This window comes from Syntrophorhabdaceae bacterium, assembly GCA_028698615.1.
Lineage (GTDB): Bacteria > Desulfobacterota > Syntrophorhabdia > Syntrophorhabdales > Syntrophorhabdaceae > Delta-02.
In genome coordinates, this window is sequence record JAQVWF010000006.1 from 12668 (window position 1) to 25302 (window position 12635).

The following is a 12635-nucleotide window of genomic DNA, read 5'->3' on the forward strand; positions in this document are numbered from 1 at the left end:
AGGATATAAGGATGCCCGTTCAGGGCGTCAATTTTCGCGGAAATTTACGAGGACGCGAGGGCGTCCCTGGCACCGCTCCCGCCATATCAATACAATGTGAATGATTGTGTCGGAGAAGGCAGCGTTTCCCGGGGCGCCGGGCCTTATGCATATGCCGGAAGCCGGTCCCTAGCGCTTGATGTCTTTGCCTGCAGCCGCTCCGAGAGCCGGAATAAGATATGCGTCGATGAAGGCGACAGGGTTATTGGGGTCAACGCGATTGATCACGTTTGTTCCCACCACGACGTTGGGACCACCGGAACACTGGTCGGTGCAGAAACGCGCCTTTATCCTGAAACGATCCAAAAGGCCCCGTTTACGCAGTTCCGCCGAAAGTCCCTCAAGGAGATGAAAGGACCCCTTCAGGTAGCAGCTTGTGCCCAGGCAGACACCCACATCGATGGGGGTATTGTCCCGAAGAAGCTCCTCGACGGATTCCTGCACGCGCATGGAGCGGCGGCGGTAGGTGGTGTGGAGGTTGTGATGGGATAGGGTCCCGTCGGGCTTGCCGAGCCAATTCGTATAGATCGCCTGAATGGTGGGATTATCCTGGCTCTTCTTGATGGATGAGGCTTCATCAAGGCGGTAGAGCACCTCGAGCCTGTCTTCGGGATCGCTCGTCAGTTTGGGGGTCGGGTTTCCCGAGCCGTTGATGCAGCCCCCGGGGCAGGCCATTACTTCAATGAGGTCGTAGGGGGCATCTCCGGAACGTATGCGGTCAATGAGGTCCTGGGCGTTCTGCAGGCCGCTCACGACGGCGAGGCGCACCTTTGTTTCTCCGAGGCCGATGGTGGTTTCCTTGACCCCTGTCAGTCCCCGCACCTGCTCGTAGGTGAAGCCCTCCATCCTCTTGCCGATGACCTTCTCGGCCGCCAGCCTCAGCGCCGCTTCGGCGACGCCGCCGCTTGCGCCGAAGATGATCCCGGCGCCGCTTACCTTTCCGAAGAATGCATCCACCGGGACGGGATTGAAGGTTCTGGGGTCCATCCCGCGCTCCTCGAACATGGTGATGACCTCTGTCGTGGTGAGCACCGCGTCGACGTCGGAGATGCCCTCACGGTTGAATTCGGGTCTCCTCGCTTCATACTTCTTCGCATTGCAGGGCATGACCGAGACGAAGAAGAGGCGTTCGGGCGGGACTCTGAACTGCCGGGCGAAGTAATGCTTCATCACGGAGCCGAACATCTGTTGCGGGGACCTGCACGAGGAAAGATGGGGAAGGATGTCGGGCGCCATCTTTTCGCAGTAATTCACCCATGCCGGGCAGCAGGACGTTATCTGCGGAAGGGTGCCGCCTTCAGCTATGCGGCTCAAGAATTCCGTTCCTTCTTCCATTATGGTGAGGTCCGCGGCCCAGCACGTGTCGAAGACGAAATTGAACCCCACTTGCTTGAGCCCCGCCGAGAGGACGGTCATGACCGAGGCCGGGTCTATGCCGTAGTGTTGGCCGAAGGTAGCCCTGACAGCAGGGGCGATCTGCGCCACGACAGTGAGGTCGGGGTCGTGGAGGGCGCGGTAGATCTGCGGAATGACGGGTTTGAAAGAGAGGGCGCCCGTGGGACACGCCGTAGCGCAATGGCCGCAGGCGACGCAGACGGTCATGTCGAGAGGGCGATGGTCATTGGGCCCTATGGTAAGGACATTGTTGGTTTCATAGAAGGACAGGGCCGACGAGCCTTCCATTTCACGGCATATCTTGAGACACAGCCCGCAAAGGATGCATTTGCCAGGGTCCCGGACTATGAAGGGGTGGTTGTCGTCGATGGGCAGGGGCCGGGCAGGTGTGGGCTGATCGAACTCGACGCCGTATTCGCTCGCATGGCTTCTCAGGATGCAGCTGTAGCGCTCCGTGCAGCCGCAGGACAGGCATCGGGATGCTTCCTGCATGGCGCTTTGCCCTTCCCATGTCCGCGTAGATTCCTGGAAGCTCAGCTTCCGCGTTTCTGCAGAAAGGGTGGGGATATCCAGCCTTCCCGACGGGGTCACCCATTTATACTCTTCACGAGGTACCATCTGCCAGTGTCCCTTTGAGCAGTTGTATGGCTCAGGAACGGGGGCGCATTTACCCGTGCGGAGGTATTCATCCATCTGCATAGCCGCGCGTTTGCCCGCGCCTATGGCGTTGATGGCTATATCGGGACCGCTCACGCAGTCGCCGCCGGAAAAGACGCCGGGGATGGATGTTTCTGTCGTGCCCGCACTCGTAAGGACCGTGCCGCGCTTCGTTGTAAGATCGTCGCGGGCGATACACTCGTTATCCACGATCTGCCCGATGGCGCTGACGATCGTTGAACAGAGGAGGTTGAATTCGGACCCTTCCACGGGCACGGGACGGCGTCGGCCGCTGACATCGGGCTCTCCGAGAACCATCTTCATACATTGCAGGGAAAGTGAACCATTGTCGCCTGTGATGGAGACGGGGGCGGTGAGGAACATCATCTCCACGCCTTCTTCCATTGCCTCTTCTATCTCCAGGTCCTCGGCGGGCATCTCGGCCCGCGTCCGGCGATAGGCGACGACCACCTTCTTCGATCCCAGCCTGATGGCGCTGCGGGCGGCGTCCATGGCGGTATTGCCGCCTCCGAAGACCATAACGCTGTCACCCAGGTCCGGCGTTTCCTTCCTTGCCAGGCGGGCAAGGAGGTCAAGGCCCGTCATAACACCGGGGAGATCTTCCCCGGGTATGGCCATGCGGGAGGTCTTCTGTGCGCCTATCCCCAGGAATATGGCGTCGTATCCGTCCCGTTTCAGGGACTGCAGGGTAAAATCCTTTCCCAATTCCTTGTTGTACTGTATGTCGATATCAAGGCTGAGAATGGCCCGTATCTCCCGGTCAAGGATGTCCTCGGGGAGCCGGTAATAGGGAATCCCCCAGCGGAGCATGCCGCCGCCGGCTTCCTGTTTCTCTAATACTGTGACCTTGTGTCCGAGGGAGCGCAGAAAATATGCGCAGGTAAGCCCTGCGGGTCCCGCGCCGATCACGGCTACGCTGTGCCCCGTATCGGGAGATACGGCGGGCGTATACTCGACGGCCTGGTAGCTGTCGTAGTCTCCGATGAAGCGCTTCACCCCGTTTATGTTGACGGGTGAATCCACGGCGTTCCTGCGGCAGTGTGCCTCACAGGGGTGAGGGCAGACCCTGCCGCACACCGACGGGAAGGGGTTGTTTTCCCTGATGACGGCCAGTGCTTCGACGAAGTTTCCGTTCGCAACGTGGTAGAGATATTTCTGGATGTCGATGTGTGCGGGGCAGCGCGCAACGCATGGCGCGAGGCAATCCCCGTAGTGGTTCCTCAGGAGCGCCTGGAGGTATATCTTCCTGAAGTTCTCAAGGCCGGGTGAACGGGTCGTGACGACCATCCCCTCAGCTATCGCCGTGGCAGTTGCCGCGACTGTCCGCGCCCTTCCGTTCTCCACGACTTCCACCATGGAGATCTCGACGTTGGTCGGGGGACTGACCCGGGGATCGTATCCCAGGCTGGGTATGTCTATGCCGTTCTCACGGGCCGCGTCGATGATGGTGCTGTTCTCCCGCGCCGTACATTTAGTATTGTCTATCGTTAATGATACCACCTGTCCCTCCGTCATAATGCAAGCGAAAACGTGCACTATTATACTGTTTTTACAGGAAAAAGCAAGCCGGCCCACCCCGGAGGGGACTGATCCGTATTTCACGTTCCATTGCTGCCGTAACCTGAAACCTGGACCTAGTACCTCGGTTCGTATCGCTCCGAATGCTTTAGGTGGTCATGCCAGTTTTCACGGTAGGCCCTGGCAATCTCTCCCGACCTGATAATGAGAAGGTTCTCGGCGTTCTTCTCCTGGGCGGCCTTCGTGAAATTGAAGGAGCCCGTTATCGTTGTGGCGGCGTCTATGATGATGACCTTGTTGTGGGCGATCGCGTGTTTGCCATCGATGTATGTCGGTATCCTCATGTTCGCCAGGAATGTGGCGGAGGTGTATTTTGCCGTGCGCTGACTCTTGTCGAGGATGGCGACGACCTTGATGCCGCGCTTGTGGGCGTCGACGAGTGCCTTCGCAATGGGGGCGGATGTGAAGGAATAGGCCTGGATGAGTATCTCCGAGCGCGCCGATGCGATCTCCCGGATTATCCTGTCGGTGCAGGAGCCGCCAGGTGTGAAGCAAAGGCCGATGTTGGCATCCTTGCCGAACTCCCCGCCGCCTGCGCCAAAGGGGAGCGATCCCAGGGCCGCGAGAAGAAGGAGAAGAAAAAGATACTTTTTGCTCATAGGCGCGCTTTTGCTCATAGCGTAGACAAAGGAATCAGGAAAGTCAATTGTACTTTCCTCTTGTAAATGGGGGTGATTTGAAAGAGAATTGACAGGATAGAGATCAAAGACCACGTGATATCATGAGAAGGAACGACAAAAAAAGTCTCATCGTTCTCCGCGAAAAACACCAGGTAGATCAATATATCCGGGAGATAACGGGGCAGAACATGCCCGTGAAGGTCGTCATCGACGAAACCATCGTACTTGACGATTGCCGGCTTGTTTTCCGGGAAGGCGAGAAAAAGTCTCTCGTTATCCTGGCGGCCCTGGCGCCGGGGGAATACCCGGAAACGGGACGGGCCACGGTCACCTGTGCCGGTGACAGTTTGCTTTACACCTTTGGGACAAAGATCCTTTCTATTGAACTGGCCGAGCATCGCCGCATGCATCTGACCATCCAGTATCCCGACAGGGTCACAAGAAGGGAGAGACGGAAGTACGTCAGGGTCCAGCCATCGGGAGCATATCCTGTAGCAGCGCGTCTTGTCTTTGCCAACGGCGCCGCCATCGACGTGAAGCCCGTGGATATAAGCGGCGGCGGCATATCATTCATGATGACGGAACCGGTGAGCCGTTTCAAATCGGGTGACGCCGTCGACCTGACCATCACCGTCCCCACTCTGGGAGACATGCACGCACGGGCCTTTGTCAGGAGTGTCGTCCATCTCATGGACCTGACCCGGATCGGAGTCGAGTTTTGCTCGATATCCGACGATGTCGCGAAGAGCATCGCGGAATATGTGGCCGAGCGGGAACGGCAGATGCGTCAGGAGATCTTCGAGGAAGGCTAGAGGAACCTCCCCCTTTTTGCTCCGGACGGATAGCCTGTGAGCGACTGCATGCGAGAGATACTGGAGATTGAAGATGAAGCAGGATCCGGTGGGATGAAAATCACATTGACTTCCGTTTTCCTTTCGCTGCAATGAGATTTGAGGCAGGTATATTCGACCGCGATAAACACAGGGGGCTGTATGAAGAGAACTGGTTTGAGATCTTTTGTCCTTGCCGCGCTGTTTTGTTTCATTCTGCCACGAGGCAAATAAGGCCGACATTTTTCCGGAGTTCTTCCGTTCCATCCGTTTCCTGGCGTCGTTCCGGCGAAGGGCGGAACCGGGGGAAACGTGGGATTGGCAAGACCGCTGGATTCCCGATCACGTCCGGGATGACGGCAAAAAACACTTTATCAACAGCCTGCTAAAGGTTACAATGAACGCACATTATGAAAAAGATCATTGAGACGGTACCCAATTTCAGCGAGGGGCGCAATCAAAAAAAGATCGAGAGGATCCTTGATTGCTTCAGCGGCGTCAAGGGGGTCAGACTTCTTGACCATCATAAGGACAAAGATCACAACCGCCTGGTCGTGACCGCAGCCGGTGAGCCGGCACGAATAAAGAAGACGGTGATCGACGCGGTCGGGGTGGCCGTCAGGACCATCGATCTGCGCAGGCACAGGGGGGAACATCCCCGCATGGGTGCCGCTGACGTCATACCCTTCATTCCCGTCAGGGGTATATCCATGGAAGAAGCCGTCGTGCTGTCGGTGGAAGTTGCCAAAGAGATCTGGAGGAGCTTTCGCGTGCCCGTATTTCTCTATGAAGAATCGGCGGTTGATCGTGAACGAAAGAATCTTCCCGATATTCGCAGGGGAGGATTCGAGGGCATGTCGGAGAAGCTCAAAGATCCAAAATGGAAACCCGATTTTGGGGATGCCGCGATACACCCCACCGCCGGAGTCGTGGCCGTTGGAGCCAGAAATCCTCTTGTGGCGTTCAACGTTAATCTTGATACCGGCAGCATGGCCATTGCGGCCGCCATCGCCGGGGCGGTACGTCACCAGGGCGGGGGACTGCGCTACTGCCGGGCCATACCCATCGACCTGAAGCAGCGGGGCATTGTCCAGGTTTCAATGAACATGACGAATTATGCCAGGACCCCCCTCTATCGGGCCCTTGAACTGGTCAGAACGGAGGCAAGGCGCTACGGTGTTAATGTCATCGGCAGCGAGATAGTAGGCCTCGTTCCCTCCGACGCGATAGTCGAGAGCGCCGCCTACTACATGGGCCTCGAAGACTTCACCGCAGACCAGATCCTGGAAAACAAACTCTGCGACTGAAAACACCGTTTCAGCTCCTTATATACCTTATGCCCATCCATAGCCCAACAATAGAAAACAGGAATTTCAGGTAGAGCTCGGGCAAGAGGTGAGCAAAGGTGGCGCCAAAATAGCCTCCGATGGCAGCACCTGCCATGAGCCCCAGGGCGATCTGTTTTGCCACATTGCCGAGTTTGTAGTGCGTAAAGGCGCCCATGGCGCTTCCGGGAACCATGGCCAGCAGCGACGTGCCCTGGGCCAGGTGCTGCGGCATGCCGATGAGGATAACGAGAGGTGGTATCATGATGCCTCCTCCTCCGACGCCCATCATCCCCGAGAGAAAACCCGTGAACAAACCCGTGGCAAAGAGGACTACGTAGTACACGACGGGACCGATGTGGTAGGACGACCCCATGATGAGGCCCTTGGAAACGAGAAGAAGGGATACAAAGACGAGGAACCAGCCGAAAGCCTTTCTCAGCTTTTTCTCGGGGAGTGAATGGGCGTAGAGTGCTCCCAGACGGGCCGTGGCGATGGCAGACGCGGCAAGGATAAGTGCCGCCGGCCAGTCCACGGAGCCGTGAAAGAAATAGGTAACGGCCCCGATAAGACCGGTGAAAACGATTGCGAGAAGGCTCGTGCCGTGGGCCCCGTGCTGGCTCAGCCCTGCAAGCCAGGCCATGAGGGGTATCATGATAACACCCCCTCCAAGGCCGGCAAGGCCCCCGAAGGTGCCGCCTGCCAGTCCGATGACGAGGCCCTTGGCCTGATTCTTACAGAACGATTCCGCCGACATGCGAAACCAATATACCACGAGCGGACAGGTTTATCCATGAACGAAAACGGTTACATGTTTCAAGTTCCAGGTTCCAAGGAAAAAGACGGTTCCAGATTCCTGTACCCCTCTTCCCCGTGAACAGAAGGGTTGAAGCGTTGTTGGTCTTAGCATATGATATGTCTATATAACATATGATATTGTCACGGAGTGTTGATGACATGAAGCTACGAGAGGTTAAAGAGGTGCTGGACGCAGACGTTGTTGTCGGCCACGACCAGCTCGACATGGAGGTGGAAAAGGGTGCCTGCGCCGATCTGATGAGCGATCTTCTCGTCTACTGCAAAACGGGAAGTCTCTTATTGACGGGGCTGGCCAATCATCAAGTCGTCCGCACGGCGGAGGTTCTCGATGCCGCCGCGATCGTCATAGTCCGCGGGAAGCGCCCCTTCCCGGAAACCATAAAGCTTGCGGAAGAGCTGCGCATCCCGATCCTGACGACCAAATACATCCTGTTTGAAACCGTCGGCAGGCTCTACGTCCGGGGCATGGTCGGCTGCATCGAAAAAGCCGGCGAAGAACGGGATTTTTCATAGGGCATTCTTCGCCGTTGCGCCCGTTCTTTTATTGTAATTTCGCGCAAGCGACGTCTTCTCTTTTTTATTGTTCTCTGCGAACGGGCGTGAGACAACGTCTTAGAAGTTGTCCTTACTCTTTCCCCTTCTTCATATCCCTTGCCAGCGTGATTATGAGGTGGTTCCTGTTTTCGAGGCGTTTGTATTCGATGTTGCTGGAGAAGCGTTTCATCGTTCTGGTGGTGGGCCGGGGTGTGTCGGGGGTCGGGCCGAGGGAGCCGATGAACGGGTCGTCTTCGAGGAGCATGTTGAATGGCTTGCCGGAATCAACGAGGGCAAGGACGTACTTTCCGAACTTGTCGAGGTTACAGGAGAGCTTTATCTCTCCCGGCTCGTTGTCGAAAGTAAAAGTGACTATGTTGGTCAGGGTCTCCGTAAGAACACGGCGCACCTCCTCCACGCGGTCGTCGGTGAAACCGCGCTGCCGGGCGTGGGTAGAAGCGAATTCGATGAAGCCGTCTATGGAGTCCATCGATGCCTGGGCGGCGTATTCGCCGAGTACCTGGTAACGCCCCTGAACCGTATTGTCAGTCGTGCCGTTGTGTCCTTCCATCAAATCCTCCCGGATATGGCTTTCTGATATTGTCCCCCCATAAGGGGGTTTCTGAAACGCCTGACAGTCTTTTGACAGGCTTCGTATCTTTGAGCGGTTCCCGCTCGGTTGTCGTTCCGGCGAGAGCCGGTTTCTTCACTTGCCCAGGTGACATCCAGGAAGAACATGATGTCAGAAAAACCGCTGGATTCCGGATCAAGTCCGGAATGACGAAGAAAGACTTTGCCAACAGTCTGTTGATCTCTTGAACGGTTGAACCCTTGAACTGTATCTAATGTAAATGAGATTGGGAAAAAAATCAATTCACTGCAAGGTTCTCGTCGCCGAGCGCGGTCTCGATCGCTGCGATCAGGCGGTCAATGCCTTCCTTTTTCAACGATGATATGGAGACGGCATTGTACCGTCTCTCCACGTTGGGAATAAGGGCACGGTCCGCCTTGTCTATCTTGTTGAAGACGATGAGCGCTTTTTTGTGTGAAAGACCCAGGCCATCAATGACATTCTCCACGGAGGAGATGCGGTCTTCGAAATCGGGGGCGCTCATATCGACAAGGTGAAGGAGGAGATGGGCGTCTTCGAGTTCCTCGAGTGTCGCCATAAAGGCGCGAAGGAGCACCTCGGGCAGGCGGGTTATGAAGCCGACGGTATCGGTGAGGATTATCCTCTTACGCTCGGGATATTTGACCATCCGTGTCGTCGGGTTGAGGGTGGAGAAAGGCTTGTCCTCGACCTCCACCGTGCTTTTTGTGAGAAGATTGAGGAGTGTCGATTTGCCGGAATTCGTATAGCCCACGATAGAGACGATGGGGATGGAGGATGCGCGTCTGCGCTCCCTTTTCTTGTCCCGGACCTTTCGTATCTGTGTGAGCCTGCGTTCCAGAAAGGCTATTCTGTCCCTTATCCTGCGGCGGTCCACCTCCAGCTTCTGCTCGCCCGGGCCGCGGCCCCCGATCCCTCCCATGAGCCGCGAAAATGTCGTGCTCTTCTCGGTGAGGCGAGGGAGAATGTAGCGCAGCTGGGCAAGCTCCACCTGTATCTTCGACTCCGTGGTGTTGGCCCTGCCGGCAAAAATGTCGAGGATAAGCTGGTTGCGGTCGATGACCTTCAACTCTGTTATCCCCGATATGTTCTTTATCTGGCCGGGCGTCAATTCTTCGTCGAAAACGAGAAGGTCCGCCCCGAGCTGCTGGCACTTCATGACGATCTCCTCGACCTTTCCCCTTCCGACCAGGTACCGGGGATGGAGCTCTTTGGGCCGCTGTATCACGACATCGAGGACGGTGATCCCCGCCGAGTAACAGAGGTCCTTCATCTCGGCGATGTAATCATCGACATTCTTTTCCCTGCGGGGCATGACGAGGCTCACGATGATGCAGCGGTCCTGTTTCTCCTTTGTCATGTAGAGTTTGCCCCGTTCCCTGACAAATTCATTCTCCAGTTCCGTGATGAATTCGGTGAAGTCGAGGTTGAACTCCGACACCGGGCCGGGTTCCATGAAATCCCAGGCCTTGCCCTCATTGTTTTCGGGTACGAGATACCCGACATGGATCGCCTCTGTCCTCTCCCCTCTCATCTCGGTAATGCAGGCGACGAGGTCGAGCTGAAGGAGGGCGAGGTCCGTCAGGTCCTCGCGGGAAAGAAGCTCGCCCTTTAAATGGGTGTGAATGAACCTTACCCCTCTGAAGCGGGCCCGCCCTGTCCTCTCCGTCGAAAGCGGGGGGATCTCGATGCGGCGGTTATCGCCGACTATGACGTATTCGATGACGCCCCGGCGGTTGATGAGAAGACCGATCTGACGTGACATCTCTTTCGATATGTCCATGAGTTGTCTTGCGAGGTCCGGCGTGATGATCGCGGAGGGTTCGAGACGTTTCTTGTAGAGGCTGGTGAGACGTCTTGTTATGAGGTGATTAAGTCCCTGGGTATTTCCGAGAAGCTCTATGGCGTGCCCCTGTTTATCATGCCTTTACCACCAGTTCGCGGTCTATTTCCATGCGCGCGCAATAGTCGACGCCTTCAAGGAGGATGGCAATCCTTTCCTTGCCGTCAAGTTCTTGTTCGAAAATGCCGCTGAACCCTTTGAAGGGACCTTCCTGGATGACGATCTGCTCTCCTTTGCGGAAGCTCTGTTTCTCTACCGTCGCCACGCCTTCAATAAGACGTTCCCGAATGAAATCGATGAGCCTGTCCTGCAAGGGGATTATGCGGCCGTTGAAATTGACAATGGTCTTTATGCCGCGTGTGTACTTGACGAGCCGAAACTCATCCACGGGATGGAACTTAACGAAGATATACCCGGGGAACATGGGTTCGACGATCTCCGTGAACTTTCCCTCCCGCCAGCGTTTGAACTTGAGTTTCGGGGCCAGCACATCGATGCCGCCCTGGGCAAGGTTCAATGCCGCACGTTCCTCGTTTCTGGCTTTTGTGCTGACGACATACCAGTTCCTTGTATCCATAGCCCTATTATGGTGTAAAAGAGTCGAGTTTTCAAGTGAATCGGTTGATTGTTCCTTATCCCGCAGAAAGCAAAAAGAGTTTTTGGACAAATGTAAAGGGGGAATGACTTTCCTTCGATCCGTCAAGGATGATAGAACGAACGGGAGACGATCCATAATTATTATGCAGGCCAGTCCAGGAAATGGGCGGTCGGTCATCCCCTGCCGCCGAACGTCATATTTTACGATCTTCCGCCGCAGGTCATTACGATACTGGGACCGCCGCCGCCACGACATCGTTTTGTACGAGTGGCACAGGACATTCTCTTGATAACCGTGGGGACGGGGATGGTCGTGGATGCCATTGACAATTTGAGCTGGGAGTTTAGTCACCAGGGGAGAGGGTGTGTCTGTGTTTTATATAAAATATATTGAAATTATATTATTTTTATGCAATAATGATTACAAGAAGTTTCGGAAGCATCTGTTAGAAGTAACCGCGCAAGATATTCATCTTTGTAGCATTCCCTCAACATATGTCCGTATCCTTCAAATCTAATAAAAGAGGTAGCAAATATGTCAAAAGGTACAGTGAAGTGGTTCAATGAGTCAAAGGGTTTTGGTTTCATCACGAAGGATGACGGCGTAGATGTGTTCGTGCACTATTCTTCCATCCAGGATAGTGGTTTTAAATCTCTCGCTGAAGGCGAGGCGGTGGACTTTGATGTTGTAAGCGGCCCGAAGGGTCCCTCTGCATCAAACGTAGTGAAAAGCTAAGCCAAACAAGGCAGGCTGAGATTATCTCAGCCTGCCTTTTCTTTCTCAAGACCTCCAGGGTTTAGCAGCTGCACTTCAAATCCTCACTTCCCGTTCTTTTCACGCTGTTGCTATCGAACGAATAAGGACGACTTGACCGGGGAGGAATCCTTCGTTTTCATACCATTCTCATAGGGTTTGTGTTATAATTAGTTTCAGCACCGCTGCAACTGCTCATGAAGTACCGTGCGTTGAACTGTTCCTCTGCTGTTTCGTGAAGGTCACCAGAACCCAGGGGCTTCTGCCAGGTGCTCCCAACAGAAAAGAGAGCTATTATGGCCACCGGACGAAAATTCCATGTTTTGGTCGTAGATAACGGAGAGGATACGGTGGCAACAACCACCTCGATGCTCGAACAGTTAGGCTATAGCGCGCAGGCTGAGACGGCGAGCCTGGCGGGGTTAAAAGCCTTTTCCCAGGATCCCGACAAATTCGACCTCGCTATCGTTGAACCCGCTATGCCGGGGCAGACACGACCAGGGCTTGCCGCCCTCGGGAGTATGCGAAGGGGCTCTCCTGTTACACCTGAGTTGACAGGACTCGAGCTTGCAGTGCGTTTCAGGCGCATAAGGCAAGGTTTTCCGGTTCTCCTCTATACAGGATGCATCGAGCCGCCTCTGGCAGAAGAGATAAAGGCTGCCGGGTTTGCCGAGGTCATTCCTAAGCCGTTGGGGTTGAAGGAACTGGACGAAGCGGTGAGAAAGGGATTACGCTCGTATTTCCCCGGTGTCCGCTGACATAGTGTTTTCCCCGAAGCACCCAGGGCCAAACCGGAACGTTATATCACATATACAACGATGATTTGCGCTTCGATATCCGGGCGCGATGTCTGACAACTGTTTTGCACCGCGATCCGTGATAGGGGAGGTGAATTCCAAGATTCCTCCTGGCGTTCCTTCTTATGGGGGGGGTACGTGCTTCCTCCCGCTTTTGCTCCTGTCATCCCGGGCCCCCTTGTGGTATACTCTCTACTGCTTATACAGTTCGCAACA

At 55.5% G+C, this 12635-nt stretch carries 11 protein-coding genes; 5 read left to right on the forward strand and 6 right to left on the reverse strand.

The annotated features are described in order from the left end of the window. Positions 1-168: 168 nt before the first annotated feature. Positions 169-3612, reverse strand: a complete 3444-nt coding sequence (locus PHC90_03740) for an NAD(P)-binding protein (GenBank protein MDD3845453.1) — start codon at positions 3610-3612, stop codon at positions 169-171. 134 nt (positions 3613-3746) lie between these two features. Further along, positions 3747-4289 carry a phospholipase D family protein gene (locus PHC90_03745; GenBank protein MDD3845454.1) on the reverse strand — a complete coding sequence of 181 codons (543 nt, stop codon included), beginning with the start codon at positions 4287-4289 and terminating at the stop codon, positions 3747-3749. 122 nt (positions 4290-4411) lie between these two features. Between PHC90_03745 and PHC90_03750 the strand changes: the two genes are divergently transcribed. Both PHC90_03750 and ftcD read left to right on the forward strand, forming a co-directional pair. Further along, a complete protein-coding gene (locus PHC90_03750) occupies positions 4412-5122 on the forward strand; it encodes a PilZ domain-containing protein (GenBank protein ID MDD3845455.1) in 711 nt (236 codons plus the stop codon). Positions 5123-5550: 428 nt separating this feature from the next. Beyond that, positions 5551-6447: a glutamate formimidoyltransferase gene (ftcD, locus tag PHC90_03755; protein MDD3845456.1), complete on the forward strand. Its 897-nt coding sequence runs from the start codon at positions 5551-5553 to the stop codon at positions 6445-6447. Positions 6448-6457: 10 nt separating this feature from the next. Here ftcD and PHC90_03760 read toward each other — a convergent pair whose 3' ends face one another. Further along, complete coding sequence (locus PHC90_03760; protein MDD3845457.1) at positions 6458-7222, reverse strand: sulfite exporter TauE/SafE family protein; 765 nt, start codon at positions 7220-7222, stop codon at positions 6458-6460. Between the two features lie 200 nt (positions 7223-7422). Here PHC90_03760 and PHC90_03765 point away from each other — a divergent pair, with 200 nt between their 5' ends. Next, the gene (locus PHC90_03765; protein MDD3845458.1) at positions 7423-7797 is read left to right on the forward strand and encodes a DRTGG domain-containing protein; all 375 of its coding nucleotides are present in this window, start codon (positions 7423-7425) and stop codon (positions 7795-7797) included. 112 nt (positions 7798-7909) lie between these two features. Here the strand turns inward: PHC90_03765 and PHC90_03770 are convergent, their stop codons facing one another. The 3 genes from PHC90_03770 to PHC90_03780 form a co-directional block, all read right to left on the reverse strand. Then, positions 7910-8389 (reverse strand): ATP-binding protein, encoded by a 480-nt coding sequence (locus tag PHC90_03770; GenBank protein ID MDD3845459.1) that lies wholly within the window; start codon positions 8387-8389, stop codon positions 7910-7912. A gap of 298 nt (positions 8390-8687) precedes the next feature. Continuing rightward, a complete protein-coding gene (hflX, locus tag PHC90_03775; GenBank protein MDD3845460.1) occupies positions 8688-10211 on the reverse strand; it encodes a GTPase HflX in 1524 nt (507 codons plus the stop codon). A 136-nt stretch (positions 10212-10347) separates the two neighbouring features. Beyond that, on the reverse strand, positions 10348-10848 hold the full coding sequence (locus PHC90_03780) for a transcription termination/antitermination NusG family protein (GenBank protein ID MDD3845461.1): 501 nt from the start codon (positions 10846-10848) through the stop codon (positions 10348-10350). A 555-nt stretch (positions 10849-11403) separates the two neighbouring features. Here PHC90_03780 and PHC90_03785 point away from each other — a divergent pair. Together PHC90_03785 and PHC90_03790 are read left to right on the forward strand one after the other, a co-directional pair. After that, positions 11404-11604, forward strand: coding sequence for a cold-shock protein (locus PHC90_03785; GenBank protein MDD3845462.1), 201 nt, complete (start codon positions 11404-11406; stop codon positions 11602-11604). Between the two features lie 314 nt (positions 11605-11918). After that, positions 11919-12380: a response regulator gene (locus PHC90_03790; protein MDD3845463.1), complete on the forward strand. Its 462-nt coding sequence runs from the start codon at positions 11919-11921 to the stop codon at positions 12378-12380. The last annotated feature ends 255 nt before the right edge of the window (positions 12381-12635 follow it).